This is a genomic window from Cellulomonas aerilata (assembly GCF_007991755.1).
Taxonomy (GTDB): Bacteria; Actinomycetota; Actinomycetes; order Actinomycetales; family Cellulomonadaceae; genus Pengzhenrongella; species Pengzhenrongella aerilata.
In genome coordinates this window covers 64,503-90,059 of the sequence record NZ_BJYY01000015.1, presented here as the reverse complement: position 1 = coordinate 90,059, position 25,557 = coordinate 64,503, and the positions used below count along the sequence as shown (strand labels likewise).

Here is a 25,557-nt window from a genome sequence, read left to right as displayed (position 1 = left end):
TGTCCACCCTCATGGAGAACACCACCTCCTCCCCCGGCCCGGAGACGGGCGCGGAGACCGGCGGCGGCATGGGCGAGATCCCCTCGTTCGACGTCACGCTGCGGATCCGCCGCTACTCCCCCGAGACCCACGGCGACGAGGCGTACTGGCAGGAGTTCACGGTCACCGCCTACGGCACCGACCGCCTGCTGGACGCGCTGCACAAGGTGAAGTGGGACGTCGACGGGTCGCTGACCTTCCGCCGCTCCTGCGCGCACGGCGTGTGCGGCTCGGACGCGATGCGCATCAACGGGCGCAACCGGCTCGCGTGCAAGGTCCTGCTGAAGGACCTCAACCCCGACAAGCCGATCTTGGTCGAGCCGCTCAAGGGCCTGCCGGTGAAGAAGGACCTCGTCGTGGACATGGAGCCGTTCTTCGCCTCCTACCGCGAGATCATGCCGTTCCTCATCACGGGCGGGAACGAGCCGACCCGCGAGCGGCTGCAGTCGGCCGAGCAGCGCGAGCGCTTCGACGACACGACCAAGTGCATCCTGTGCGCCGCGTGCACGTCGTCCTGCCCGGTGTTCTGGACCGACGGCCAGTACTTCGGCCCGGCCGCCATCGTCAACGCTCACCGGTTCATCTTCGACAGCCGGGACGACGGCGCCGCCCAGCGCCTGGAGATCCTCAACGACAAGGAAGGCGTGTGGCGCTGCCGCACGATCTTCAACTGCTCCGAGGCCTGCCCCCGCGGCATCGAGATCACCAAGGCGATCAAGGAGGTCAAGCGCGCGATGATCACCCGCGCGTTCTGACCCGCACCGCTCCACGACGACGGCCCGGCTCCCGCACCCGCGGGGACCGGGCCGTCGTCCGTCCCGGCCCCGCCGCCCCATCCCGGTCGGTCACCGTGCCCACCCCGCCCGCGCCGTCCACCCCACCCGCCGAGTGCGACGTTCCGGACCCTTCCGGCCACCCCTTCGGTCCGGGAGGTCGCACTCACCCACCGGCCTCCCTGCCCGCCTCGCCGAGTGCGACGTATTGGACCGTTCCTGGGACTTCTTCGGTCCGGAAGGTCGCAGTCGCCCGCCTCCCACCCACCGAGCGCGTTCCTTCGAGCTCCCCCGGGCAAGCTCGCCGCCGCCGACCGCCCCGAACCGGGCGTACGCGCGGCCGGCGCGGCTGCGCTGGTACCGGGCCCACAGCGGCAGCGCTCCCCGGACCAGGCGGGTCCACAGGCCGGGCCGCGGCACCGGCGCGGCCAGCCGCTCGGCCTCGGTGGCCAGCGCGACGGCCTGGGCCGCACCCGCTCCCCGCGGCACCCAGGCGGCCGCCCACCGTCGGGCCCGGCGCCGCCGGACGACGTCGCCGGCGTGCGTCGCCGGGTCGGCGCTCACGACGGACGGGACCAGGGAGGCGGCGTCGTCGTCCTCGGGGAGCTGCCTGCCGGGGCGCTGCCGGTCGGGGCCGGCGTCGCGATCGACGCCGGGGTCGACGCCGGGGTCGACGTCGTCCCCCACCCGAGGGGGACGGTCCTCTCCTGCCCAGGGCGTCCGCCAGCACCGTTCGTGCTGGTCACGCGCCCGGCACCGTCATGCGGCGACGCTACGAGGCGTCCACCGGGCGGGCATCCGCGGTCGCCGCCAGCACGGCGGCCGGCGCGCCGCCGTCGAGCGGGAAGTCCCGGACCGGGCGCCACACGCCGTCGTCGCCGTGCTCGTAGACCTGGAAGCTCGGTACCGCGAACCTCGCCTCGTAGTGCGCGAGCTCGTCGTACGCCCGGTCGAGGGCCTCGTCCGGCACCTCGTGCGCCACCGTCACGTGCGGGTGGTAGTTGAACCGCAGCGGCTGCTCCAGCGGGCCGGACCTGACCGCGCGCTCGAGCCGCTCGCAGTGCGCGATGCCCTGGGCGACCTGGACGAAGACGACCGGGGACACCGGACGGAAGGAGCCCGTGCCGCGCAGATGCAGCGTGAACGGGTCGGCGTCCGCCGCGACCCGCTCCAGGTGCGCGGAGACGGCCGCCATGTCGCCGGGCTCCACCACGGTGGGTCCGAGCAGCGTCACGTGCGGCGGGATCGCGTCGGCCAGCGGGTCCCCGAACCGGGCGCGCGCGCCCTGCAGCCCGGCGGCGAACGGGTCCGGGACGGGGATCGCGACGCCGATCCGGATCTGGTCGCCGGACCGCTGCGGCAACCTCACGGGCGGCGCGGGCGGACCAGGCCGACCCGCTCGTACACGCGCTCCAGGACCGTCCCGGCGATCGCGCGGGCGCGGTCCGCCCCGTCGGCGAGGACCCGGTCGAGCTCGGCCGGGTCGCCGACGTACTCGGCGAACCGCTCCTGGAACGGCCGCAGCGCCTCGAGGACCACCTCCGCGACCTCCACCTTGAGGTCGCCGTAGCCCTTGCCCTCGTAGGACTCCTCCAGGTCCGTCAGCGACCGGCCGCTCAGCGCGGAGTGGATCGCCAGCAGGTTGGAGACGCCGGGCTTGGTGGCGGGCTCGTAGCGGATCTCCCGGCCCGCGTCGGTCACGGCGGACCGGATCCGCTTGCCGATGACCTTCGGGGCGTCGAGCAGCTCGATGATGCCCTGGGGGCTGACCGCCGACTTGCTCATCTTGGCGGTCGGCTCCTGCAGGTCGTAGATCTTCGCCGTCTCCTTGACGATGTACGGCTCGGGGACGACCGCGGTCCCCGCGCCGAAGCGCGCGTTGAGCCGCTGGGCGAGGTTGCGGGACAGCTCGAGGTGCTGGCGCTGGTCCTCCCCGACCGGGACGACGTGGGTGTCGTAGAGCAGGATGTCCGCGGCCATCAGCACCGGGTAGGTGAACAGGCCCACCGTGGTGCCCTCGGCGCCCTGCTTGGCCGACTTGTCCTTGAACTGGGTCATCCGGCCCGCCTCGCCGAACCCCGTCTGGCACGACAGGACCCAGGCGAGCTCGGCGTGCTCCGCCACGTGCGACTGCACGAACAGGATGGACCGCGCCGGGTCCACCCCACCGGCGAGGTACTGGGCGGCGGTGCGGCGCGTGCGCTCACGCAGCACGGCCGGGTCCGGGTTCACGGTCAGGGCGTGCAGGTCGACCACGCAGTACAGCGCGTCGTGGTCGTCCTGCAGGGCCACCCACTGGGTCAGCGCGCCGAGGTAGTTGCCCAGGTGGAGCGAGTCCGAGGTGGGCTGCATCCCCGAGAAGATCCGGGGGCGGGCGGACGGGACCAGGTCGGGGACCGAGGCGGACATGCGCCCATTCTCGCAGGTCCGTCACGGTGCGCCGCACGGTGCGCGGGGCGGTGACGGCCGACGGCGGCGGCTACGTGGCCTCGTCGTCGAACGGGGCGGGGGGCGGCTCGGCGGCCGGGCTCACGGCCTCGCCGGTCGCGGCGCCCGTGGTCACGGCGCCGACCGTCGCGGCACCCGTGGCCGTCACCCCCGCGGCGCCCGGGGCGTCGGAGCCCGCGGAGCCCGCGGCGCTCGTAGCCGTCGCACCGGCCGGCGTCCGCGGCGGCCCCGCGCGGTACGGGCTCGTGCGGGGGGACGCGCCCGCCCCCCGTGCCGTCGCCCCCGCGGCCGCCCCGGCCGTCGCCCCCCGGACCGGGGCCGGCGACGGGTCGTCCATCAGCGCCTCGCGCACGATGCGCCGCGGGTCGTAGCGCCGCGGGTCCAGGGCGGCCCAGTCGACGTCGGCGACGTCCTCGCCGAGCTCCTCGCTGACGCGGCTCTTCGCCTGCAGCGCGAACTGGCGGGCCGTGCGCACCCAGGCGCCCAGCTGCTCGGCATAGCGGGGCAGACGCTCGGGCCCGACCACCACGAGCGCCACGACGATCAGCAGCAGGAACTCGCCACCGTTGATGCCCAGCACGTGGCCAACCCTATCCAGCCGGGAGCGGCTCTAGTCGCTGGTGGCCTCGTCGAGGACGACCCGGACGTCCCGCTCGTCCGCCTCGTCGTCGCCGGAGCGGACCCGCAGCACGGTGGCGTCGCCGGGGGCCTTGGCGCGGATGGAGACGATGAGCTCGTCCGGGTCCGTCACCGGACGGCCGTCGATCGCGACGATGACGTCCCCGGGGCGGATGCCGGCGTTGGCCGCCGGACCGCCCTCGGTGACCGCCGGCGTGCCGTTCTGCGCCGCGAGCGCGACCTGGACGCCCTCGCCCTGGTAGCCCTGCTCGAGGAGCACGCCGATGATCGGGTAGGTCGCCGTGCCGGTCTCGATCAGCTGCTCGGCGGTGCGCCGGGCCTGGTTCGCCGGGATGGCGAAACCCAGCCCGATGCTGCCGGACGCGCCCTGGCCACCGGGCGGCTGGGCGATGGCGGAGTTGATGCCGACGACCTCCGCCGCGGCGTTCACCAGCGGGCCGCCGGAGTTCCCCGGGTTGATCGCCGCGTCGGTCTGGATGGCGTTGATGAACGCCGTCTCGCTCGCCTGGCCGGCCGCGACGGGGCGGTTGCGGGCGCTGACGATCCCTGTCGTCACCGTGCCCACCAGGCCCAGCGGCGCCCCGATGGCCACGACCGGGTCGCCGACGGCGACCTCGTCGGAGTCGGCGAGGGCCAGCGGGGCGAGCCCGGTGCGCTCGACCTTGAGCACCGCGAGGTCGTAGTCGCCAGTCCGGCCGACGATCGTGGCGTCCTCCTCGCTGCCGTCGGAGAACGTCACGGCGATCCGCGAGCCCGGCTCCACCCCGCCGGCGATGACGTGGTTGTTGGTGAGCAGGTAGCCGTCGTCGCGCAGCACGAACCCGGACCCGGTGGCGGCCCCGGTCGACGTGGTGACCTCGATCGACACCACGCTGGGCAGCACGGACGCCGCGAGGCCGGCCACGCTCGTCGCCGACCGCGGCTCGGAGTCGGGGCTGACGGACACGGGCAGGGCCGCGTCCGCCGGCCGGCCCTCGTCGCGGACCCCGTCGGCCAGCACGCCACCCAGGGCGCCGGCCAGCAGGGACACCAGCACGAGCGGGACGACCCAGGCGACGCTCAGCGAGCGCCGTCGGCGCGGCGGGCGGGCAGGCGCGGGGTCGGGCTCCAGGCCCGGCGGCGGCCAGGGCGTGGTCGCGTTCCACCAGGAGTCGGACGACCGGGCGCCCTCGACGGTCGGCGCCGGGTTGTCGGCCGCGACGCGGTCGGTCCCCGGCCCCGCGTAGGGCGACGGACGCTCGTACCCGGCCGGCGCGGTGGTGTCGGGGCGGGCGTACGGGCTCGCCCCGCTCTCGTGCGGGCGGGCGTACGGGCTCGGCCCGCTCTCGTGCGGGCGGGCGTACGGGCTCGGCCCGCTCTCGTCGCGTCGGACGAACGGGCTCGGGCCGCTCTCGTCCTGGCGGTCCTGGCGGACGTACGGGTTGGCCCCTGCGTCGGGCCGGCCGTACGGCGCCGGGCCGGCGTGCGGCTGGCCGAACGGCTCGCGCGGCGCGACGTGCGGACGCGCGAAGGCCGGCGGACCCGCCTGCTGCGGCGCGGACGACGGCGGTGCGGACGACGGCGGTGCGGACGACGGCGACCCGCCGTGCGTGGCCGGCCATGGCGCGCGCGGGGCCGCACCCGCCGGGGGCGCCGCGTGGTAGCTCGTCGACGGCGGCGCGAACGGGTTCGGCTGCGCCACCTCGGGCTGCACCGCCGCCGGCTGCGCCACCTCGGGCTGCACCGCCTCTGGCTGCGCCACCTCGGGCTGCGCCATCTCGGGCTGCGGCGCACCGGGCTGTGGCACGTCGGGCTGGAAGCCGTCGTGCTGAGGCGTCGTCATGGGTTGACCAAGGCTCCTGTCACCGTGTCCCAGCCGCGCGTCAGGCGCGCCGGGATCCCGTCGTCGTACCCCGCCACGGGGAACGCGTCCACCACGTCGGCCACCCGGTCCTCGGGCGCCTCCGACACGATCGACACGACCGTGTCGTCGGCCTGCCACACGGCGTGCCACGGGTGGCGTGACACGACGTAGAGCGTGCGTCCGTCGATTGTGCGCTCCTCGACCGGTCCCAGCGAGGTGACGTCCAGCCACCCGTGCTGCTCGGTGAGGACGACCCGGCCGTCGGGACCGGCGAGGTCCACCTCGAGCATCTCGGCGTCGTCCCCCGTGATGCGGACGTCCGTGACGACGTACCCGTCGGGCAGCCGGTCCGGACCCGTCCATCCCTCCCCGCGGACCCAGTCCAGCACCGCGGAGTCGGTGAGCCGCTGCACGGCCGCCGGGTCCGACCCCGCGCCGAGCGGCGCGACCGCCGCGAGGGTCGCGTGGATCTGCCGCTCGGCCGACCCCGAGCCGACCGCCCACTCCTGCGGCGCCCGGCTCAGCGCGGTGAGCGCGTCGGCCCGGTGCGTGGACGGCGCCACGCGCGGCTCCTCGCCGAGCAGCAGCAGGGCCGTCATGACGACCCCCGCGCCGGTGACCACGCCGATCACCGCCCGCGGGTCGAAGCGGCGCCGGCGCACCAGGTCACCGCTGAGCGCCTTGGCGGGCACCGCGAAGGCGGACTCCCCCAGCGGCACGACCGGACGCCGGCGGTCGCGCCCGGCGGCCATCCCGGCAGCCACCCCGGCCACCCCCGGCGTGCCGAGGTCGTGGCACGACCCCAGCGCCAGCAGCCGCGCGGTGAGCTCGGGGGCCGGCGCGACGTCGTCGGCGGCGGACAGCGCCCGCCGCGCCTGGCGCGCGGCGGCGAGCTCGTCGGCGCACGGGCTGCACGCGGCGACGTGCGCGAGCGCGCGCTCGGCGTCCGCCGGCGACAGCTGCCCGTCCACCAGCGCGCTGATCAGGCTGCCCAGGTGGTGGCTCATGGCTGCGCCACCCGGAGCCCGGCGAGCGGGTCGCCGTCGGCGAGGTCCCCGGCGAGCAGCGCCTGCGGAGCCCGGTGCGCCAGCGACCGGCGCAGCTGCGCGCGCGCCCGGTGGATGCGGGAGCGGACCGTGCCCAGCTTGATGCCGAGCGTCACGGCGATCTCCTCGTAGGACAGCCCCTCGATGTCGCACAGCACGACGGCCGCACGGTACTCCGGGGACAGGTCGCCGAGCGCCCGCTGGATGTCCAGGTCCAGGTTCGCGTGCTCGAATCGCCGCTCCGGGTTGTGCAGGTCCCCCGTGGCGGGGTGCCGCTCGGAGTCGTCGCCGATCGCGTCGATGCGGATGCGCTGCTTGCGGCGCACGCCGTCGAGGAACAGGTTGGTCGTGATCCGGTGCAGCCAGCCCTCGAACGTCCCCGGCGCGTAGGTCGACAGGGAGCGGAACACCCGGATGAAGACCTCCTGGGTCAGGTCCTCGGCGTCGTGCTTGTTGCCCGTGAGGCGGAAGGCCAGCCGGTACACGCGCGCGGAGTGGTCCCGGACGATGTCCTCCCACGTGGGCGGGACCCACGCCGCGGAGACCGGCACCTCGTCCCCCACGGACGTCGCGGGGTCCACGGAGGGAGCCGAGCCGGCGGGGGACGTCGGCCCACCCGGCAGCGCGGGACCACCCAGCACGGGGGCGGCACCCTGCGCGCGGTCCGGCGGGGCCACGGCCATCGTTCATCACTCCTCGTCGGGACGGTCCGGCGGTCGGACGTCCGGCTGACGATCGTCCCAGAGGTTCCTGGGCGATCCCTGTGAGGAGCAACGCCGCACGGGCCGGGGACGTTCCGCGCACGGCGGCCGCGACGGTCGGTGGGCGGGGTGAAAGCGCGGTGCGGTGCACGGCCCGCGGCAGGACCCCGGCGGTAGCATCGCCGGTCGGGGCGACCGTCAGGCCGCATCCGACCCACGCACGCACGCCGCACGCACCGCCGGGAGGCCGCCATCTCCACCGACAAGACGCAGAGCTGGGTCTACGCCGAGGAGTTCGTGCCGGAGGACGACGTCCTGCTGCGCGCCCGGGAACGCGCCGGCCAGCTCGGCTGCGTCCCGGTCTCCCCCGGCAGCGGCGCGGTGCTGGGGGTCCTGGCCGCCACGCTCGGCGCCCGGGCGGTCGTGGAGGTCGGGACCGGCGCGGGCGTGGGGTCGCTGTACCTGCTGCGCGGCATGCCGCAGGACGGCGTGCTGACGACGATCGACGTCGAGGTGGAGCACCAGCGTGCCGCCAAGCAGGCGTTCGCCGAGGCCGGGCTGAAGCCGACCCGTACGCGGGCGATCTCGGGCCGCGCGCTGGACGTGCTGCCGCGCCTGACCGACGGCGCCTACGACATGGTCTTCGTCGACGCCGACAAGGAGGGCTACCCGGCGTACGTCGAGCAGGCGCTGCGCCTGCTGCGCCCGGGGGGCGTCCTGGCCGTCGACAACGCGCTCTGGCACGACCGCGTCGCGGACCCCGCCCGCCGGGACGAGACCACCACCGTCATCCGGGAGGTCGGCCGCACGCTGCGCGACGACGAGCGCGTGCTGCCGGCGATGCTCCCCACCGGCGACGGGCTGCTGCTGGCCGTGCGCCGCTGAGATGCCCCGCCGGCGGACGATGCCCGCCGACGCTCGTCACGCAGGAGGGCCCGGCAGCGCGTGCTGCCGGGCCCTCGTGCCGTGAGGCCGTCGCTCCCCGCCGTGGTCGGCGCGGGCGGCCGGGTCCGTCAGACCAGCGTCTCCAGGTAGCGCAGCAGGAGCCGCGCGCCGAACCCGGTGGCCCCCTCGGTCACCTCGTGGCTGTCCTTGCCGGCCCGGGCCGGGCCGGCGATGTCCAGGTGCGCCCACCGGCGGCCGCCGGTGAACTCGCGCAGGAAGAGCGCGGCGGTGATGGAGCCGCCACCGGGCGGGTCGAGGGGCACGTGGCGCAGCTCGGCGACGTCGGACCGCACGGCGTCCGCGTACTCCTCGACGAGGGGCATGTTCCAGACCCGCTCGCCGGTGACCGTGCCGGCCGACTCCAGCCCGGCCACCAGCGCGGGGTCGGCGGAGTACAGCGCGGCGTGCTGCTTGCCCAGGCCCATCGTGGCGGCCCCGGTCAGGGTCGCGACGTCGATGAGGACGTCCGGGTCCAGCTCCTCGTGGGCGTACGCCAGGGCGTCCCCGAGCACCAGGCGGCCCTCGGCGTCGGTGTTCGCGATCTCCACGGTCCGTCCGCCCCGCAGCGTCAGGACGTCCCCGGGTCGGTAGGACTCCGCCCCCACGTGGTTCTCGGCGAGCGGCAGGACAGCGGTGACGCGGTGGCCCACACCGGCCTCGGCGGCTCCCAGGACGGTCGCGAGCGCGACCGCGGCACCGGCCATGTCGGTCTTCATCGGCACCATGGGCTCGCGGGGCTTGATCGACAGGCCGCCGGTGTCGAACGTGATGCCCTTGCCGACGACGACGACGTGCCGTCCGGCGCGACCGTCGGCCGGGGTGTAGCCGACCGTGACGAGGCGGGGCTCGCTCGCCGAGCCGCGGCCGACGGCGAGAATGCCGCCGAAGCCCTCCTCGGTCAGGCCCTCCACGTCCAGGACGCGCACCTCGAGGCCGTGCTGCGCCGCGAGCTCCTGGGCCTGCTCGGCCATCCACGCCGGGTTCTTCGTGTTCGACGGCGTGTTGGCCAGGTCCCGCACGAGCCACGTGGCGCGCGCCGCGACCTGGGCGGACCGGACGGCCGCCGCGACGTCGTCGCCGTGCGTCCGCAGCAGCACGAGCCGCTCGGCGGGCCCGGGCGCGGGCGAGCCGGTGGCCTGCGTGGGGATCCGGTAGGACCCGAGGAGGTACCCCTCGACGAGGGCGCGCACGCCGTCGGGGCCCTGCGGTCCGCCCTCGGAGCCGAGGGTGGTGACGACCCTCCCCAGCCCCCGGGTCGCCCGGGCGAGCGCGGCGCCGGCCCGGCGCAGGTCGTCGGTGGACCCGCTCCCCACGCCGACCAGGACGAGCCGCTCGGGGAGGTCCTGCCAGGGGAACGCCGGAGCCGTCGCGACGAGCCGGCGCGGCAGGTGCAGCGTCCAGGCGTCACCCGCGGCGCCGGTCACGCCGGCGCGCTCGGCGACCTCGGCCAGGTCGACGCCGTACAGGGCGGCGGCGTCCGCCGTCCCGGAGCGCGGCTGCAGCTCGGTCTCCCCCTCGACGGCGGGTGCGACCGGCACGGCGAGGGCCGCGACGCCGCCCGCGAGCGGGGACGCCGACGAGAGGCCGCCGCGCTCGACGACGACCTCGGGGAGAGTGCGTGCGGACACCGGGCTCGCGCCCGGTGCCCTCGTGCCACGGCCGGCCAAGTGCGTCAGCTGACGACGGAGGTCAGTGCCTCGCCGAGCTCCCGCGCCTCGGTGGCGTTGAGCTCGACGACGAGCCGGCCGCCACCCTCGAGCGGGACCCGCATGACGATGCCGCGGCCCTCCTTGGTGACCTCGAGCGGACCGTCACCGGTGCGCGGCTTCATGGCAGCCATCGATGGCTCTCCTTCGTTCGTACCTGCCCCGCCCGGGACACGCCCCTCCCGATCGCAGGAGGGGGTGGCAGTGGTCGGGATGTCCGTCGTCCAGTCTAGTGGTTGCGCTGACCTGCACCGTTCCGGATCACGGAGGCCACCCGGATGGGGGGGTGAGCCGCCACAGGCCCCACGTCCAGGCGAGCTGGAGCGCGGCGCCGGCGACCAGCAGGGCGCCCAGCCACAGCCGCCGGGCCCACGCCGGCCCGCGCACCGCACCGGCGGCGACGGCGCCGAGGGGGAAGGCCAGCAGGGAGAACCGGACCAGGCTCGTCCCGGGCTCGACGACGCCGACCAGGTAGGCGAGGTAGGCCGCGGTCCACGCCTGCAGCTCGGCCCCGAGCCGGCGCGCCGGTGGGCTGAGCAGCACGGCCACGACCAGGGCGCCGGCGGGGACGAGCAGCCACGGGCCTGCCGGGCCCCAGAGCCACCGCGCGACGTCGAGCCACGGCACCATCGGCACGACCTCGGGCCGGCCGCGCCAGGCGGCCTGCGTCCGCAGGTAGCCGTCCGGCACGCCGGTCGCCCACCCGCAGATCAGCGGCCAGGCCACCCCGGACACCACGGCCGCGGCGAGCAGCGCCAGGAGTCCCGCGCCGTCGCGCGGCCCCAGCCGGTCGGGTCCCCGCCCGCCGTCCCGGGTGGCATGGCGGGCGGCATGGCGGGCGGCGCGCAGGCGCACCGCCGCGTGCACGAGCACGACGACGGCCATCGGCAGGGCGACGGCCCGGGTGAACCCCAGGGCGACGACGGTCACCGCGGCCCAGCCGTACCGGCGCTGGAGGAGGAGCAGCAGCGACCCGGCGACCAGGAGCAGCGCGAGGGACTCGGTGTAGGCCACCTGCAGCACCGGACCGGCGGGGAAGCACCCGACGAGCGCCACCGTCGCGAGCGGCAGGCCGGGGACCGCCGCGACCGCCCGCGGAGCGCCCCGCCGGACCACCGCGTGCACGCACAGCGCCGCGCCCGCGCCCAGGACCAGCGCGAGGGTCGGCGCGGCCAGGGCCCACGACGCCCCGGTCAGCGCCATGACGCCGCGCGTGAGCAGCGGGTAGAGCGGGTAGAACGCCCACGGGTTCTGCAGCACCCGGCCGTCGGGTCCGGTGGGCAGGCTGTCCGGGTAGCCCTCTGTCGCGATCCCGCGGTACCAGTCGGCGTCCCACATCAGGCCCGTGTACTGCACGTACGACGGATCCTGCGGCACCCACAGCACCTCGACCTGCTCCCGCGCGACCACCAGGAGCACGACGGCGCTCCACGCCCGAGCCACCGCCCAGACGGCCAGCACCTGCAGCCACCACGGCCACCGGCGGGGCCGGGTCAGGGCGGGTCGGATGGGGCCGGGTCGGGCCGGGCCACGTCGGTTCGCGTCGCGTCGGGCCGGCCCGGGCCGGGGTCGGCCCGGCCGGCGGCGGCCCGCGGGGACGGAGGGGCCGGCCGGCACGTGCAACGCGTCCGCCGTCACGCCAGCCCGCGGACCGCGCGCGCGGGCGGCGCGTCCCCACGGATCGCGGCGACCATGTCGAGCGTCCGGCGGGTGGCGCGCACGTCGTGCGTGCGGAACACGCGCGCGCCGAGCCACGCGGCGACGGCCGTCGCCGCCAGGGTCCCCTCGAGCCGCTCGTCGACGGTGAGGTCCAGGGTCTCGCCGACGAAGTCCTTGCGGGACAGCGCCATGAGGACCGGGTACCCGAGGGCGACCAGCGCCTGCGTCCGCCGCACCAGGTGCAGCGAGTGCCAGGTGTTCTTGCCGAAGTCGTGGGTGGGGTCGACGAGCACCGAGGCCGGGTCGACCCCCAGCCGCACCGCCCGGTCGGCGGCGGTGGACAGCGTGCGCAGGACGTCGGTCAGGACGCCGTCGCGCGGGTCGGACGGCGCACCGTCGTCGTCCCGGGGGTCCGGCCGCAGGTCGGCACGGTGTTCGGGCCGCAGGTCGGCACGGTGGTCGGGCCGCAGGTCGCCACGCGGGTCGGCACGGTAGAGGACCCGGAACGGGTCGGTGCGGGGCAGCGCCCCGCCGGTGTGCGAGCAGACGACCCCCAGCCCGTGCTCGGCCGCGACCTCGACGAGCGCCGGGTCGTGGCCCGCCCAGGTGTCGTTGAGCAGGTCCGCCCCGGCGCGCGCGACCTCCCGGGCGACCTCCGCGCGCCACGTGTCCACGCTGATCAGCAGGTCGGGGTGCCGCTCCCGGACCCGGGCCACGAGCGGGACGACGCGGCGGACCTCCTCCTCCGCGTCCACCTCCCGCCCACGGCCCGCTCGCACCCCGCCGATGTCGACGAGGTCCGCGCCCTCCTCGGCCGCCCGGGCCACCGCGTCCAGCGCCGCCGCGTCGTCGTCGTGCCGCGCGGGGCGGTAGAAGGAGTCCGACGTGCGGTTGACGATCGCCATGACCACGGGGCGGTCGGGGCCGAACGTCCGGTTGCGCAGCCGCAGCACGGCTCCGGCCGCCGGGACCCCGGCGCTCACGCCCCGGACGGGGTCCGCGGCCCTCGGACCGTGCCGCGGGTGCCGGTCTCGGCAGCGGCCTGGGCCTCGGCCGCGGCGGCCTCCCGGACGGCGGCCTCCTCCGCGGCGCGCAGCTGGGCCCCTCGCTCGACGACGTGCGCGACGGCCTCGTCGGGGTCGTCCACCAGCGTGATGAGGTCCAGGTCGGCCGGGCTGATCATCCCGCGCTGGATGCACGCCTGCCGCAGCCAGTCGAGCAGCCCCTGCCAGTACTCGGACCCGACGAGGACGACCGGGAACTCGGTGACCTTGTGCGTCTGCACCAGCGTCAGCGCCTCGAACAGCTCGTCGAAGGTCCCGAACCCGCCGGGCAGCACGATGAAGCCCTCGGCGTACTTGACGAACATGGTCTTGCGGGCGAAGAAGTACCGGAAGTTCACCGCGAGGTCGACCCACGGGTTGAAGCCCTGCTCGAACGGCAGCTCGATGCCCAGCCCCACCGACAGCCCGCCGGCCTGGCTCGCGCCCTGGTTCGCGCCGGCCATGATCCCCGGACCGCCGCCGGTGATCACCGCGTACCCGGCCTCGACCAGGCCCCGGCCCACCGCGACCGCGAGCGCGTAGTCGGGATGGTCCGGGCTGGTCCGCGCCGACCCGAACACGCTCACGGCCTTGCCGATCTCCGCCAGCGCGCCGAAGCCCTCGACGAACTCGCTCTGGATCCGCATGACCCGCCACGGGTCGCCGTGCAGCCAGTCGGTGTCCTTGCTCGGCCCGGCCAGCAGCCGCTGGTCCGTCGTCGTGGTGGGCACCTGGCCGCGGCGCAGCAGCACGGGCCCCTTGCGGTAGCCGTTGCCGGGGACCGGAACGCCGTCGTCGCTCATGCGGTCGACTCTAGGAGGTGAGCCAGGCCCGCAGCGCGTCGTGGCAGAGGGTGAGCTGCGCCACGGGGCAGTGCTCGTCGTCCTTGTGGGCGAGCACGGGGTCGCCCGGACCGAAGTTGACGGCCGGGATGCCCAGCTCGGCGAAGCGGGCGACGTCGGTCCAGCCCAGCTTCGGCGCCGGGGTCCCACCGGTGAACGCCAGGGCGGCCGCGGCGAAGTCCGCCGCCGCCGGGTGGTCCAGCCCGGGGCGGGCGCCGCCGGAGGAGTCGGTGATCGTGACGTCGTAGCCGTCGAAGAGCTCGCGGACGTGCGCCGACGCCTCCTCGACCGAGCGCGCCGGCGCGAACCGGTAGTTGACGGTCACGACGCACTCGTCCGGGACCACGTTGCCGGCGACCCCGCCGGTGATGCCGACCGCGTTCATGCCCTCGCGGTACACGAGCCCGTCCACCTCGACGTCCGCGGCGACGTACTCCTCCAGCCGGCGCAGGACCTCCCCCGCACCGTGGATCGCGTTGACGCCCATCCAGGAGCGCGCCGAGTGCGCGGCCACCCCGGCGACCCGGACCTCGGCCCGCAGCGTCCCGTTGCAGCCGCCCTCGACCCCGGCCGCGGTGGGCTCGCCCAGGACGGCGAAGTCGCACGCGAGCCAGTCGGGGTGCTCCCGCACGATCCGCCCGAGCCCGTTGAGGGACGCCTCGACCTCCTCGTGGTCGTAGAACACCCAGGTGACGTCCCGGGTGGGCTCGGTCAGCGTCGCCGCGAGCGCGACCTGGATGGCGACCCCACCCTTCATGTCCACGGTCCCGCGGCCCCACAGCTGCGCCTCGGCCCCCTCGCCTACCAGCCAGGTCGGCACGTTGCCGGCGATCGGGACGGTGTCGACGTGCCCGGCGACGACGACGCGCTGGGCGCGGCCCAGGCGGGTGCGGGCGACCACCGCGTCCCCGTCGCGCAGCACCTCCAGGTGCGGCAGCGGGGCGAGCGCGGCCTCGACGGCGTCGGCGATCGCCGCCTCGTCGCCGCTGACGGACGGGATGTCGCACAGCGCGCGGGTCAGGGTCAGCAGGTCCCCGGCCGGGTCCAGGACGGGCACCGGCGGGCGTGCCGGGAGGTCAGCAGTGGTCACCCGGCGACCCTACCCACGCCGGACGGCGCCCTCCGGACCGGAGCCTCCCCTGCCCCGGACCGTCCGGCGCGACCCGGCCACCGATCCACCACCGGCCTGCCACCTGCCTGCCACCTGCCTCCCACCGCCGCACCGGCCCGGACGGCCCTGCCCGGCCGGCGACCGGCCGCCGACTACCCTGGTCGCCATGGACGAGCGCAGCGCGTGGGGCGTCGGGTTGGCCACGGTGGCGGCGGACGGGTCGACCCTGGACGCCTGGTACCCGGCCCCGGCCCTGGGTGCGGCGCCCGCTGACCCCGACGTCCCGGCGGAGCTGGCGTCCCTGGAGGGGGACGACGACGCCCGGGGCGTGCGCACCGTCGTCGTGCGCACCGAGATCGACCTGGACGCCCCGCCCGCCGACGCGGCCGACGCCTACCTGCGCCTGCACCTGCTCTCCCACCGGCTGGTCGCCCCGCACGGGCAGAACCTCGACGGGCTGTTCGGGGTCCTCGCCAACGTGGTGTGGACCGACCGCGGCCCGTGCGCCGTGGCCGACTTCGAGGCCACCCGCCTGCGCATGCGCGCGGCGACCGGGTCGCCGGTCACCGTCCTCGGGGTCGACAAGTTCCCGCGCATGGTCGACTACGTGCTGCCGTCCGGCGTCCGGGTCGCCGACGCGGACCGGGTGCGGCTGGGTGCGCACCTGGCGCCGGGCACCACCGTGATGCACGAGGGCTTCGTCAACTTCAACGCCGGCACCCTGGGCGCCTCGATGGTCGAGGGCCGGATCTCGGCCGGCGTCGTCGTCGGCGACGGCAGCGACGTCGGCGGCGGCGCGTCGATCATGGGGACCCTGTCCGGCGGGGGCCGCGAGGTCATCTCCGTGGGCCGTCGGTCCCTTCTCGGCGCCAACGCCGGGCTCGGCATCCCGCTCGGCGACGACTGCGTCGTGGAGGCCGGGCTCTACCTGACCGCGGGCACCAAGGTGACGCTCGTCGGCCCCACGACCGCCGGTGACGCGGCCGGCGCCCCCGAGCTGCGGGTCGTCAAGGCCCGCGACCTGTCGGGGGTGGACGGCGTGCTGTTCCGGCGCAACTCGCTCACCGGCGGCGTGGAGGCGGTCGCGCGCAGCGGCGCGGGCGTCGAGCTCAACGCCGCGCTGCACGCCAACTGACCCGCCGATGGGCCGACGCCGTCGCCACGCCGGGCGCGCCGCCGTCGCCGTGGTGGTGACCCTGGGCGTCGCGGTGACCGGGGTCGTCGTCGCGCTGGACCGCCTGGACGGGCCGGACGTCGTCGAGCAGCGGTGCACCGCGGACCTGGACGGCACGCCGTGGCACCTGAGCCCCACGCAGAGCGACAACGCCGCGCTGGTGGTCGCCGCGACGGTCCGGCGGGGGATGCCGGCGCGGGCGGCGACGATCGGCATCGCCACCGCGCTGCAGGAGTCGCGGCTCGTCAACATCGACTACGGCGACCGCGACTCGGTCGGGCTCTTCCAGCAGCGACCGTCCCAGGGCTGGGGCACGGTCGAGCAGATCATGGACCCGGTGTACTCGACCGGCGCGTTCTACGACGTCCTCGCGGAGGTCGACGGGTACGAGGGCCTGGAGATCACCGACGCGGCGCAGCGCGTGCAGCGCTCGGGGTTCCCCGAGGCGTACGCCCAGCACGAGGTGCGGGCCCGGGCGTGGGCGTCCGGACTGACCGGCTACTCCCCCGCCACGGTCACCTGCGCGCTGGCCCCGGCGGAGGGTCCCGGCTCACCCGACGCCCTGCTGGACCGGGCTGCGCGGGACTTCGGCGCCCTGCCCGGGACCGTCGCCGACGACGGCGCGGTCGTCCTGGACGCCACCGCGCTGCCCGCGGGGGACGGCGAGCCGGCGCGGCTGGCCTGGGCGGTCGCTCAGTGGTCGGTCGCCGTGGCGGACGGGCAGTCGGTGCGGTCGGTCACCGTGGAGGACCGCACCTGGACACGCGGGCAGGAGGGCTGGGCGTCGTCCGGCACGGCCGCCCTGCCGGCGGGCGAGGTCCGCGTGACCCTCGCCTCCTGACGGCGAGCCACCCGGGGCGCACCACCCGCCCCCTCGCCCGTGAGTGCCCCCAGACGCACGACAGGGTCGGACCCGTGCGGGTCCGACCCTGTCGGTGAGCGCAGGGGCGCCCGCGTCAGCGGCCGTCGATCCCGACGTAGTCGCGCTCAACCGCACCGGTGTACACCTGGCGCGGACGGCCGATCTTCGTCGTCTTGTCGGCCATCATCTCCCGCCACTGCGCGATCCAGCCCGGCATGCGGCCCAGCGCGAACAGCGGCGTGAACATCGGCTCGGAGAAGCCCATGGCGCGGTAGATCAGCCCGGTGTAGAAGTCGACGTTCGGGTAGAGCTTGCGCTCGATGAAGTACTCGTCGCTGAGCGCGATCTCCTCGAGGTTGCGCGCGATGTCGAGCAGCTCGTCGCTCTTGCCGAGCTGCTGCAGCACGGCGTCGGCGTCCTTCTTCACGATGGCCGCGCGCGGGTCGTAGCTCTTGTAGACCCGGTGCCCGAAGCCCATGAGCCGGACGCCCTGCTCCTTGTTCTTGACCCGGGTCATGAACTCCGTGGCGTCACCGCCACCCGCCTGGATCTCGCCCAGCATCTTGAGCACGGACTCGTTGGCGCCGCCGTGCAGCGGGCCGGAGAGTGCGTTGATGCCCGCGGCGACCGAGGCGTAGAGGTTGGCGTGGCTGGAGCCGACGATCCGGACCGTCGAGGTCGAGCAGTTCTGCTCGTGGTCCGCGTGCAGGATGAGCAGCCGGTCGAGGGCCTCGACGACGACCGGGTCCGCGTCGTACTGCGAGTACGGCTCGGCGAACGTCATCCGCAGGAAGTCGTCGACGTACCCGCGCGAGTAGTCCGGGTACAGCAGCGGCTCGCCGACGCGGCGGCGGTGCAGGTAGGAGGTGATGGTCCGGGTCTTGGCCAGGATCAGCACGGTGGCCAGCTCGACCGTCTCGGGGTTGAACGGGTCGAGCGACTCCGGGTAGAAGGTCGACAGCGCGTTCACGGCCGACGCCATGACCGCCATGGGGTGCGCGTTGCGCGGGAACGTCCCCATGAACGTGCGGAAGTCCTCGTGCACGAGCGTGTGCCGGTTGACCCGCTCGACGAACGCGTCCAGCTCGCCCTGGTCGGGCAGCTCGCCGTGGATGAGCAGGTAGGCGACCTCGAGGAAGCTCGACTTCTCCGCGAGCTGCTCGATGGGGTAGCCGCGGTACCGCAGGATGCCCGCGTCCCCGTCGATGTACGTGATCTCGGACTCGCACGACGCGGTGTTCATGAACCCCGGGTCGACGGTGACCAGGCCGGTCTCCTTGAGCAGGGACGAGACGACGATGCCGTCGTTGCCCTGCGTGGCACCCATGACCGGCAGGTCGAGGGTCTTGTCCCCGGCCGTGAGCGTGACGGGTGCCGTGACGGCGTCAGACATGTGGTTCCCTCCTACGGGGCCCAGGCACGAACCGTGTCGCGGCCCGGGCCCGACTCTCTGCGCCAGCGGACGCTGGTCCGCTCCGGCGGCCGTCGTCGGCCCGCGCTCACGCTACCCGTGGCCGACGGCACCTGACGAATCGACGCCTGCCCGTCACCCCGGCCGCCGGACGGGCGGTCCGTCGGTCAGGCGGCGCACCGCCTCGGCGACCCGGTCGTCCGTGGCGGTGAGCGCCATCCGGACGTGCCCGGCGGCCGCGGCGCCGTAGAACGAGCCGGGCGCGACGAGGATCCCCCGGTCGGCGAGCCGGGCGACCGTGGCCCACCCGTCCGGGCGTGCGTCGCCGCCGGCGTCCCCGTCCGGGCCCGCGTCGGCGCCCGCCGGACGCAGCCACAGGTACAGGCCCGCCTGGGACCCGTCGACGGTGAGCCCGGCGTGCCCGACGGCCCCGAGCAGGGCGGCCCGGCGGGCGCGGTACCGCTCGCGCTGGGCGTCCACGTGCGCGTCGTCGCCGAGCGCGACGGTCATGGCGGCCTGCACCGGGGCCGGGACGATCATCCCGGCGTGCTTGCGCACCTCGAGCATCGCGCGGACCAGCCGCGGGTCGCCGGCGACGAACGCCGCGCGGTACCCGGCGAGGTTGGACTGCTTGGACAGCGAGTACACGGCCAGCAGGCCGGTGGGGTCACCGCCGCTGACCCGCGGGTCGAGGATGCTCGGGACGCCGTCGGCCGACCACGGCCGGTCCCAGGGGAGCTCCGCGTAGCACTCGTCGGAGGCGACCACGGCCCCGACGGCGCGCGCGGCGTCGACGACCGCCCGCAGCTGCTCCACCGACCGGATCGTGCCGTCCGGGTTGCCGGGCGAGTTGACCCAGACCAGGCGGACGGGCGCGTCGCCCCACACGGCCGGGTCGTCGGCCGGCAGCGGGCGCGCCCCGGCCAGCCGCGCCCCGACGTCGTAGGTCGGGTACGCCGTGGCGGGGTGCACGACGACGTCGCCGTCCCCCAGCCCCAGCAGGGACGGCAGCAGGGCGACGAGCTCCTTGGAGCCGACCGTCGGCAGGACGGCGTCGGGGTCGAGCCCTGGCACGCCGCGCCGGCGGGCGAACCAGTCCACGACCGCCTGACGCAGCGCGGGGGTGCCGTGGGTGGTCGGGTAGCCCGGGGCGTCGGCCGCGCCGGCGAGCGCGTCGCGCAGCAGCGCCGGCGTCGGGTCGACGGGGGTCCCCACGGACAGGTCGACGATGCCGGCGGGGTGCGCCCGCGCCGTCGCCGCGTACGGGGTGAGGGTGTCCCAGGGGAAGTCGGGCAGGCCGGTGCTACGCAGTCCCATGTCCGGTGGTGGCGCCCGGGCGGGTCAGTCGGTGACGACCTGCAGCGGCAGGGTCGCGATGATCGGGTGGTCCTTGGGGATCTCGCCCATCTTCGCGGCGCCGCCCGGGGAGCCCAGGTCGTCGAAGAACTCGACGTTCGCCTTGTAGTACTCGGACCACTGCGACGGGACGTCGTCCTCGTAGTAGATCGCCTCGACCGGGCAGACCGGCTCGCAGGCACCGCAGTCCACGCACTCGTCGGGGTGGATGTACAGCGACCGCTTGCCCTCGTAGATGCAGTCCACGGGGCACTCCTCGATGCACGCCTTGTCCTTGACGTCCACGCAAGGCTGGGCGATCACATACGTCACGGTCAGTCCTCCAGTGCCCCGTCCGGGCGACGACGCCGCCCCTCTCCGACGGCTCCTAGTATCCACCTCGTGAGCCAAGCCCCCACCGGGACGGACGTGACCCGGGCCACGATCGGCCGTGCAGGCCGGCGCGCCCCGGGCCTGCGGGACGCTCAGTGCGCCGCGGGCCGGGCGTGACCGGGCCCGGGGGCGGTCCCGTGTGTGGGCCGGGTCGGGCGCCGGTGTGGACCGGCTGGCCGGTGGGCGCACGGGTCGTGGTGCGCCGGTCCCTGCCCGAGGGCGGGCTCGGCGACGTCCTGGGCGACCTGCTCGAGGTCGACGCGACCGGCATGCTCGTGGCGACCCGCCGCGGGCCGGTCCGGGTGGACGCCGACGACATCGTGCTCACCAAGCGCGTCCCGCCGGCGCCGGCCCGCCGACCCGCCCGATGAGCCGGCCCGGCGGGCGCGAGCGGGCCGTCCGTCACTGCGGCGGGTCGCAGACCACCGCGTTCTGGGGCTTGTAGCGCCACGTGTCCGACGTGGTGCTCTGCTCGACGCCCGCGAGCAGCACGCGCCGCGTCACGGTGACCTGGAAGCCGGGGTTGCCGGCGGACTGCGGGATGCAGGTGGGCGAGGAGGAGTGGACGGTCGTCGGCCGCACGACGGCCGACCGGGGGCTGGTCGACGTCTCGACCGTGAAGTGCTTCGTGCCCCAGATCCGCACGTGCAGCCGGCCGTCGGCGACCCACGACTGCAGGAGCGCGCCGTACGGCGAGGTGTTCCTGAACTTCATGTCGATCACGCCGGTGTACAGGGTCGACTCCCGGCCTTCGGGGTACCGCGCGAACCACTCCGAGTGCGGCTGGTGCTCCACGTCCTCGAAGCCCGCGAAGAAGCCGGCGTTGTACGTGGTGGTGGCCATCTGCGAGAGGCCGCCGCCGATGCCGGGCACGTGCTCGCCGTTGACGATGACCGTCGCGTTGTTGAACCCGGCCTCCGCGGTGACCGGCCCGAGCGCCTCCGTCAGGCTGAAGACCTCGCCGGGCAGGACCAGTCGGCCGGTGACCTTGGACGCCCCGACCCGCAGGTTCTCCGTCCGGTCCGGCTCGTTTGTCAGCGGCGTGGAGAACTCCGAGACGACCTCCTTGACGCCCAGCGACTCGAGCCTCTGGGTCGACTGCGCCGGGTCGCTGGTGACCAGGTCGACGCGCGCGGTGCGGTCCTGGCCGGTGCCCGCGGCCACGACGGCGTCCGCGAGCGCGGTCGGGTCCAGCGTGGTGCCCGGGGTCCCCGGGACGATGACCGGCGCGTCGTTCACGAACTCGAAGCGGGCGTCCGACGACGCCGTCAGCAGGTTCGTGGTGCGTGCGAGGACCTCCTGCACGAGGCGCGGGCCGTCGACGGCGAGCCGCAGCTCGGAGTCCTGCGGCACGAAGCTCGCCAGCGAGGTGAGCACGTCGACCGGCAGCTCGACGGTCCGGTCGGCCACCGCGACGACGACCGGGGCCGCCGCGAACGGCTCCCCGAGCGTGGTGAGCGCCGTCTCGGCCTCGGCCTGGGTGATGTCGGGCTCGAGCGAGCTGGTCGGCAGCTCGAGCGGTCGCTCGCCGGTCAGCCAGTCGTCGCGGAGCACGTCGGCCGCACCGGCCTCGTCGACCGCCGAGCCCTCGGCCGCCGGGGTGACGTGCGCGCCGCCGTCGGCGAACACCACACCGCCGTCCACGGGCGGGGAGACCAGGGTCTCCGCGACACCGGTCACCGCCGCGGTGAGTGCGGCGTCGTCCACGTCGACGGCGGGTCGCACCTCCCCGTTGCCGACCAGGTGCGTCCACAGGCGACCGGGCTGCAGGTCGAACCCCGTGAGCCCGTCGACGGTGGCGGCGGCGTCCAGGCTGAGCCCGGCGGCGGCCGGCGGGACGGAGGTGGTCCGCCCGTTGGCCGCGACCGGGACGTCGTCTCCTGCGCGCGAGCTCAGACCGGACTCCAGAGCCGCGAGCGCGTCGTCGCGTCCCATCCCGCCGACGTCGACGCCGGCGACCGTGGTGCCGCGGGGCACGACGTCGGCCAGGGCCCAGGAGGCGCCGACGTACCCGCCGCCGAGCACGACGAGCACCCCGACGCCGGTCGCCACGACGCGGGGCCACCGGCGGCGGCGCTCGTCCGGCTCGAAGACCGCCAGCGGCGACGCGTCGGGGTCGTCCGGGTCGTGCGGGCCGCCGGTGCCGGGCTGCTCGGCCGTGCGCTCGTGGCCCGTGCCGGTCGGCGCCCACGGCGCACCGGCGGTCGTCGAGGGCTCGCCGGTCCGGCTGCCGAGGGGCCCGTCGCCGACCGGCGGCATCACCACGGTCGCGTCGGTCCCGGCGGGACGCACGTCCGAGGCATCCGCGGGCCGGCCGGCCGAGCCGGCGTCGTCCCGTCCGCGCGGATCGTCCCGGCGTGTCATCTCGGCCATGCCGTCTCCCTCGTGCACCCAGCGGCACCCACCGCCCGGACGATTCTAGGCGGTGCACCCCTGGGCCCGGTCCGGCGCCCCGCGGGTCGGGCACCGGTCCGGGTGCCCGCCCCTCAGCGGACGGGACGCATCCGGCCCCGCAGGTGCGCGACCCCACCCGCGTCGGGCCGGCCCTGCGCCACGGCGAGCACCTCTCCGACGACGATGTCGTGGTCCCCGGCGCGGTGGATCGCCGACGTCCGGCACTCGAACCAGGCGGCCGCGTCGTCGACCAGCGCCGCCCCGCTGACGGCCCCCCGGGTGTGCGGCACCCGGGTGAGCTGGCCGACCGCGGGCCGGCCGGGCGAGGCGAGCCAGTCCGCGACCGGCGCGGCGGTGTCCGCCAGGACGCTCAGCGCCCACCGGTCGACGTGGTCCAGCGCCTCGCGGAACCGGGCGTCCTCGTGCACGCAGAACAGCACGAGCGGCGGCTCCAGCGAGACCGACGCCACGGCGCTCGCCGTCATCGCGTGGTCGACGCCCCGCCACTGCAGCGCGACGACCGCGACGCCCGCCGGCAGGCGTCCGATGGCGGCGCGGAACGCGTCCGGGTCGGCGAGCGGCAGCGGGTGCGACGGCCCGGTCATGCCGGCGTCGGGGCGTCGCGGAACCAGCGCGTGGGCAGGAACACCGCGACGCCGACGACGACCATCCCGCCCAGTCCCCACACGTAGCCCAGCCGGTCCCCCGCCGGGACCAGCACGTCGCCGCCCGGACCGCTGAGGGACAGCACCTGCACGGCGACCAGCCACCCGACCGCGTAGCAGGCGACGGCCGGCAGACCGGCCCAGGCCCGGACCAGGACCGTCGAGCTGAGCACCGCCGCGAGGCACAGCGCCATGCCCCAGGGCGGCGCCGAGCGGTGCAGGACCGTGCCGATCGTGCCGATCAGGACGCCCAGCGCGAGCGCGCCGACCCATCGCCCGACGCGCCGGGTGCCGCTGGAAGCCATGCGCCCACGCTACCGGCCGCACCGGGGCCGTCCGGCGGCGCCACGACCCGGGCCGACCGTGACCACCGGGCCGACGACGGCCTCGGTGACGACGACGGCAGCCGCCCCCTGAGGGACGGCTGCCGTGGTCGTGCGGTGCGGCGGTCACCGGACGGGCGGTGGCCCGTCGGCGCCCGTGGTGTCAGGCGCGCTTGGCGCGGGCGAACATCCGGGCACGCTCGGACTGGTCGAGGACCACCTTGCGGATGCGGACGACCTCGGGGGTCACCTCGCAGCACTCGTCCTCGCGGGCGAACTCGAGGGACTCCTCCAGGGTGAGGTGACGCGGCGGGACGAGGTTCTCGAACGTGTCGCTGGAGGCAGCGCGCATGTTCGTGAGCTTCTTCTCCTTGGTGATGTTGACGTCCATGTCCTCGTTGCGGGAGTTCTCGCCGACGATCATGCCCTCGTAGACCTCCTGCGTGGGGTCGACGAAGAACGACCCGCGCTCCTGCAGGTTGATCATGGCGAACGGGGTCACGACGCCCGAGCGGTCCGCCACGAGCGAGCCGTTGACGCGGGTCTCGATCGGGCCGGCCCACGGCTCGTAGCCCTCGGCGATGGACGACGCGATGCCGGTGCCGCGGGTGTCGGTGAGGAACCGGGTGCGGAAGCCGATGAGGCCACGCGCCGGGACCATGAACTCCATGCGGACCCAGCCGGTGCCGTGGTTCGACATCGTCTCCATGCGGCCCTTGCGCTGGGCCAGCAGCTGGGTGACGGCGCCGAGGTACTCCTCGGGGACGTCGATGGTCATGCGCTCCATCGGCTCGTGGGTCTTGCCGTCGATCGTCCGCGTGACGACCTGCGGCTTGCCGACGGTCAGCTCGAAGCCCTCACGGCGCATCTGCTCGACGAGGATCGCCAGCGCGAGCTCGCCACGGCCCTGGACCTCCCAGGCGTCGGGACGCTCGGTCGGCAGGACGCGCAGCGACACGTTGCCGATGAGCTCCTTGTCCAGGCGGTCCTTCACCTGGCGGGCGGTGACCTTGTGACCCTTGCCGCCCTTGCCGGCCAGCGGGGAGGTGTTGATCCCGATGGTCATGGAGATGGCGGGGTCGTCGACGGTGATGAGCGGCAGAGGACGCGGGTCGTCCGGGTCCGTCAGGGTCTCGCCGATGGTGATGTCGGCGATGCCGGCGACGGCGACGATGTCGCCGGGGCCCGCGGACTCCGTGGGGACGCGGTCCAGCGCCTTGGTCTCCAGCAGCTCGGTGATCTTGACGTTCTGCATCGAGCCGTCGGCACGCGCCCAGGCGACGGTCTGGCCCTTGCGGATCTCGCCGTTGAAGACGCGCAGCAGCGCCAGGCGCCCGAGGAACGGCGAGGCGTCGAGGTTGGTGACGTGCGCCTGCAGCGGCGCGCCCTCCTCGTACGTCGGCGCCGGGATCTTCTCGAGGATCGTGGCGAACAGCGGCTCGAGGTCCTCGCTGTCGGGCAGGCCGCCGTCGGCGGGCTGGTTGACCGACGCCCGACCGGCCTTCGCGGCGGCGTAGACGACCGGGACGTCGAGGATCGCGTCGAGGTCCAGGTCCGGGACGTCCTCGTGCAGGTCGCTCGCCAGGCCGAGGAGCAGGTCGGTCGACTCGGCGACGACCTCCTCGATCCGGGAGTCGGGGCGGTCGACCTTGTTGACGACCAGGATCACCGGCAGCTTGGCGACGAGCGCCTTGCGCAGCACGAAGCGGGTCTGCGGCAGCGGGCCCTCGCTGGCGTCCACGAGCAGGACGACGCCGTCGACCATGGACAGGCCGCGCTCGACCTCGCCGCCGAAGTCAGCGTGGCCGGGGGTGTCGATGACGTTGATGGTGATGCCGTCGGGCTCACCGGCCGCGATGGCAGCGGGACCCGCGTAGTGGATCGCGGTGTTCTTCGCGAGGATCGTGATGCCCTTCTCGCGCTCGAGGTCACCGGAGTCCATCGCCCGCTCGTCGACGTGCGCGTGGGAGCCGAACGCGCCGGACTGGTGCAGCATCGCGTCGACGAGGGTGGTCTTGCCGTGGTCGACGTGAGCGACGATCGCGACGTTGCGCAGGTCGGAGCGCACAGACATGGGGGGACTCATTTCGGAAGAGGGGAGAGGCCGCGCCGCGTCAGGTGGGGCGCACTGCCCTCGATTCTACCCGCCGCCCTCGAACCCCGCGATGACGTGGGTCACTCGCACCTGCGCGGGGGCAGGACGAC

The 25,557-nt window shown here is 75.3% G+C and carries 24 protein-coding genes; 5 read left to right on the top strand and 19 right to left on the bottom strand.

The genetic code is table 11. The features are described 5' to 3' along the window. Nucleotides 1-11 precede the first annotated feature (11 nt). Entirely contained in the window at nucleotides 12-794 is a 783-nt protein-coding gene (locus CAE01nite_RS12260; protein ID WP_146905098.1) for a succinate dehydrogenase iron-sulfur subunit, read from the top strand. Between the two features lie 790 nt (nucleotides 795-1,584). On the opposite strand, the gene CAE01nite_RS12255 is transcribed toward CAE01nite_RS12260, so the two are convergent. From CAE01nite_RS12255 to sigE, 6 genes are all read right to left on the bottom strand, one after another. Then, entirely contained in the window at nucleotides 1,585-2,181 is a 597-nt protein-coding gene (locus CAE01nite_RS12255) for a 2'-5' RNA ligase family protein (RefSeq protein WP_146904833.1), read from the bottom strand. Then, nucleotides 2,178-3,221: a tryptophan--tRNA ligase gene (gene trpS / locus CAE01nite_RS12250; RefSeq protein ID WP_146904830.1), complete on the bottom strand. Its 1,044-nt coding sequence runs from the start codon at nucleotides 3,219-3,221 to the stop codon at nucleotides 2,178-2,180. The genes CAE01nite_RS12255 and trpS overlap by 4 nt, the downstream gene beginning before the upstream one ends. 70 nt (nucleotides 3,222-3,291) lie before the next feature. After that, nucleotides 3,292-3,840 carry a twin-arginine translocase TatA/TatE family subunit gene (locus tag CAE01nite_RS18195; protein WP_222595918.1) on the bottom strand — a complete coding sequence of 183 codons (549 nt, stop codon included), beginning with the start codon at nucleotides 3,838-3,840 and terminating at the stop codon, nucleotides 3,292-3,294. Nucleotides 3,841-3,870: 30 nt separating this feature from the next. Beyond that, entirely contained in the window at nucleotides 3,871-5,721 is a 1,851-nt protein-coding gene (locus tag CAE01nite_RS12240) for a trypsin-like peptidase domain-containing protein (RefSeq protein ID WP_246131180.1), read from the bottom strand. Further along, nucleotides 5,718-6,749 (bottom strand): anti-sigma factor, encoded by a 1,032-nt coding sequence (locus tag CAE01nite_RS12235; protein ID WP_146904827.1) that lies wholly within the window; start codon nucleotides 6,747-6,749, stop codon nucleotides 5,718-5,720. The genes CAE01nite_RS12240 and CAE01nite_RS12235 overlap by 4 nt, the downstream gene beginning before the upstream one ends. Next, nucleotides 6,746-7,471 (bottom strand): RNA polymerase sigma factor SigE, encoded by a 726-nt coding sequence (gene sigE / locus CAE01nite_RS12230; RefSeq protein WP_146904824.1) that lies wholly within the window; start codon nucleotides 7,469-7,471, stop codon nucleotides 6,746-6,748. The genes CAE01nite_RS12235 and sigE overlap by 4 nt, the downstream gene beginning before the upstream one ends. Nucleotides 7,472-7,741: 270 nt before the next feature. On the opposite strand from sigE, the gene CAE01nite_RS12225 reads away from it, so the two are divergent. Then, nucleotides 7,742-8,374: an O-methyltransferase gene (locus CAE01nite_RS12225; protein WP_146904821.1), complete on the top strand. Its 633-nt coding sequence runs from the start codon at nucleotides 7,742-7,744 to the stop codon at nucleotides 8,372-8,374. Nucleotides 8,375-8,502: 128 nt separating this feature from the next. Here the strand turns inward: CAE01nite_RS12225 and CAE01nite_RS12220 are convergent, their stop codons facing one another. The 6 genes from CAE01nite_RS12220 to dapE form a co-directional block, all read right to left on the bottom strand. After that, a complete protein-coding gene (locus CAE01nite_RS12220; protein WP_146904818.1) occupies nucleotides 8,503-10,062 on the bottom strand; it encodes a leucyl aminopeptidase family protein in 1,560 nt (519 codons plus the stop codon). Nucleotides 10,063-10,106: 44 nt separating this feature from the next. After that, on the bottom strand, nucleotides 10,107-10,274 hold the full coding sequence (locus CAE01nite_RS12215; protein ID WP_081784823.1) for a DUF3117 domain-containing protein: 168 nt from the start codon (nucleotides 10,272-10,274) through the stop codon (nucleotides 10,107-10,109). A 127-nt stretch (nucleotides 10,275-10,401) separates the two neighbouring features. Further along, complete coding sequence (locus CAE01nite_RS18785) at nucleotides 10,402-11,601, bottom strand: putative hexosyltransferase (RefSeq protein WP_146904815.1); 1,200 nt, start codon at nucleotides 11,599-11,601, stop codon at nucleotides 10,402-10,404. A 173-nt stretch (nucleotides 11,602-11,774) separates the two neighbouring features. After that, nucleotides 11,775-12,782 carry a dihydropteroate synthase gene (locus CAE01nite_RS12205; protein ID WP_186816573.1) on the bottom strand — a complete coding sequence of 336 codons (1,008 nt, stop codon included), beginning with the start codon at nucleotides 12,780-12,782 and terminating at the stop codon, nucleotides 11,775-11,777. Then, on the bottom strand, nucleotides 12,779-13,645 hold the full coding sequence (locus tag CAE01nite_RS12200; RefSeq protein ID WP_146904812.1) for an LOG family protein: 867 nt from the start codon (nucleotides 13,643-13,645) through the stop codon (nucleotides 12,779-12,781). The genes CAE01nite_RS12205 and CAE01nite_RS12200 overlap by 4 nt, the downstream gene beginning before the upstream one ends. A gap of 10 nt (nucleotides 13,646-13,655) precedes the next feature. Further along, a complete protein-coding gene (gene dapE / locus CAE01nite_RS12195) occupies nucleotides 13,656-14,774 on the bottom strand; it encodes a succinyl-diaminopimelate desuccinylase (protein ID WP_246131179.1) in 1,119 nt (372 codons plus the stop codon). A gap of 187 nt (nucleotides 14,775-14,961) precedes the next feature. On the opposite strand from dapE, the gene dapD reads away from it, so the two are divergent. Both dapD and CAE01nite_RS12185 read left to right on the top strand, forming a co-directional pair. Continuing rightward, nucleotides 14,962-15,930: a 2,3,4,5-tetrahydropyridine-2,6-dicarboxylate N-succinyltransferase gene (dapD, locus tag CAE01nite_RS12190; RefSeq protein WP_146904809.1), complete on the top strand. Its 969-nt coding sequence runs from the start codon at nucleotides 14,962-14,964 to the stop codon at nucleotides 15,928-15,930. A 7-nt stretch (nucleotides 15,931-15,937) separates the two neighbouring features. Next, the gene (locus tag CAE01nite_RS12185) at nucleotides 15,938-16,810 is read left to right on the top strand and encodes a hypothetical protein (protein WP_146904806.1); all 873 of its coding nucleotides are present in this window, start codon (nucleotides 15,938-15,940) and stop codon (nucleotides 16,808-16,810) included. Nucleotides 16,811-16,925: 115 nt separating this feature from the next. Here CAE01nite_RS12185 and CAE01nite_RS12180 read toward each other — a convergent pair whose 3' ends face one another. From CAE01nite_RS12180 to fdxA, 3 genes are all read right to left on the bottom strand, one after another. Continuing rightward, entirely contained in the window at nucleotides 16,926-18,224 is a 1,299-nt protein-coding gene (locus CAE01nite_RS12180; RefSeq protein ID WP_146904803.1) for a citrate synthase, read from the bottom strand. Nucleotides 18,225-18,377: 153 nt separating this feature from the next. Further along, nucleotides 18,378-19,559, bottom strand: coding sequence for a succinyldiaminopimelate transaminase (dapC, locus tag CAE01nite_RS12175; protein WP_146904800.1), 1,182 nt, complete (start codon nucleotides 19,557-19,559; stop codon nucleotides 18,378-18,380). 24 nt (nucleotides 19,560-19,583) lie between these two features. After that, entirely contained in the window at nucleotides 19,584-19,910 is a 327-nt protein-coding gene (gene fdxA / locus CAE01nite_RS12170; RefSeq protein ID WP_146904797.1) for a ferredoxin, read from the bottom strand. Between the two features lie 239 nt (nucleotides 19,911-20,149). Between fdxA and CAE01nite_RS12165 the strand changes: the two genes are divergently transcribed. Next, nucleotides 20,150-20,341 (top strand): putative acetyltransferase, encoded by a 192-nt coding sequence (locus CAE01nite_RS12165; RefSeq protein ID WP_246131178.1) that lies wholly within the window; start codon nucleotides 20,150-20,152, stop codon nucleotides 20,339-20,341. Nucleotides 20,342-20,372: 31 nt separating this feature from the next. Here CAE01nite_RS12165 and CAE01nite_RS12160 read toward each other — a convergent pair whose 3' ends face one another. The 4 genes from CAE01nite_RS12160 to typA form a co-directional block, all read right to left on the bottom strand. Continuing rightward, on the bottom strand, nucleotides 20,373-22,343 hold the full coding sequence (locus CAE01nite_RS12160; protein ID WP_146904792.1) for a VanW family protein: 1,971 nt from the start codon (nucleotides 22,341-22,343) through the stop codon (nucleotides 20,373-20,375). Between the two features lie 113 nt (nucleotides 22,344-22,456). After that, complete coding sequence (locus tag CAE01nite_RS12155; RefSeq protein WP_146904789.1) at nucleotides 22,457-22,969, bottom strand: flavin reductase family protein; 513 nt, start codon at nucleotides 22,967-22,969, stop codon at nucleotides 22,457-22,459. After that, complete coding sequence (locus CAE01nite_RS12150; RefSeq protein ID WP_146904786.1) at nucleotides 22,966-23,334, bottom strand: DUF6113 family protein; 369 nt, start codon at nucleotides 23,332-23,334, stop codon at nucleotides 22,966-22,968. Before CAE01nite_RS12150 ends, CAE01nite_RS12155 begins: the two co-directional genes overlap by 4 nt. 181 nt (nucleotides 23,335-23,515) lie before the next feature. Then, on the bottom strand, nucleotides 23,516-25,426 hold the full coding sequence (gene typA / locus CAE01nite_RS12145; protein ID WP_146904783.1) for a translational GTPase TypA: 1,911 nt from the start codon (nucleotides 25,424-25,426) through the stop codon (nucleotides 23,516-23,518). Nucleotides 25,427-25,557 lie beyond the last annotated feature (131 nt).

What these genes read in the sequence shown, in the direction of transcription:
- CAE01nite_RS12160 (WP_146904792.1), bottom strand. Translation starts at nt 22,343, where the DNA reads ATGGCCGAGATGACACGCCGGGACGATCCGCGCGGACGGGACGACGCC.
- dapD (WP_146904809.1), top strand. Translation starts at nt 14,962, where the DNA reads ATGGACGAGCGCAGCGCGTGGGGCGTCGGGTTGGCCACGGTGGCGGCG.
- CAE01nite_RS12150 (WP_146904786.1), bottom strand. Translation starts at nt 23,334, where the DNA reads ATGGCTTCCAGCGGCACCCGGCGCGTCGGGCGATGGGTCGGCGCGCTC.
- CAE01nite_RS12215 (WP_081784823.1), bottom strand. Translation starts at nt 10,274, where the DNA reads ATGGCTGCCATGAAGCCGCGCACCGGTGACGGTCCGCTCGAGGTCACC.
- CAE01nite_RS12235 (WP_146904827.1), bottom strand. Translation starts at nt 6,749, where the DNA reads ATGAGCCACCACCTGGGCAGCCTGATCAGCGCGCTGGTGGACGGGCAG.
- CAE01nite_RS12240 (WP_246131180.1), bottom strand. Translation starts at nt 5,721, where the DNA reads ATGACGACGCCTCAGCACGACGGCTTCCAGCCCGACGTGCCACAGCCC.
- typA (WP_146904783.1), bottom strand. Translation starts at nt 25,426, where the DNA reads ATGTCTGTGCGCTCCGACCTGCGCAACGTCGCGATCGTCGCTCACGTC.
- trpS (WP_146904830.1), bottom strand. Translation starts at nt 3,221, where the DNA reads ATGTCCGCCTCGGTCCCCGACCTGGTCCCGTCCGCCCGCCCCCGGATC.
- CAE01nite_RS12260 (WP_146905098.1), top strand. Translation starts at nt 12, where the DNA reads ATGGAGAACACCACCTCCTCCCCCGGCCCGGAGACGGGCGCGGAGACC.
- CAE01nite_RS12185 (WP_146904806.1), top strand. Translation starts at nt 15,938, where the DNA reads ATGGGCCGACGCCGTCGCCACGCCGGGCGCGCCGCCGTCGCCGTGGTG.
- sigE (WP_146904824.1), bottom strand. Translation starts at nt 7,471, where the DNA reads ATGGCCGTGGCCCCGCCGGACCGCGCGCAGGGTGCCGCCCCCGTGCTG.
- dapC (WP_146904800.1), bottom strand. Translation starts at nt 19,559, where the DNA reads ATGGGACTGCGTAGCACCGGCCTGCCCGACTTCCCCTGGGACACCCTC.
- CAE01nite_RS12200 (WP_146904812.1), bottom strand. Translation starts at nt 13,645, where the DNA reads ATGAGCGACGACGGCGTTCCGGTCCCCGGCAACGGCTACCGCAAGGGG.
- CAE01nite_RS12155 (WP_146904789.1), bottom strand. Translation starts at nt 22,969, where the DNA reads ATGACCGGGCCGTCGCACCCGCTGCCGCTCGCCGACCCGGACGCGTTC.
- CAE01nite_RS12180 (WP_146904803.1), bottom strand. Translation starts at nt 18,224, where the DNA reads ATGTCTGACGCCGTCACGGCACCCGTCACGCTCACGGCCGGGGACAAG.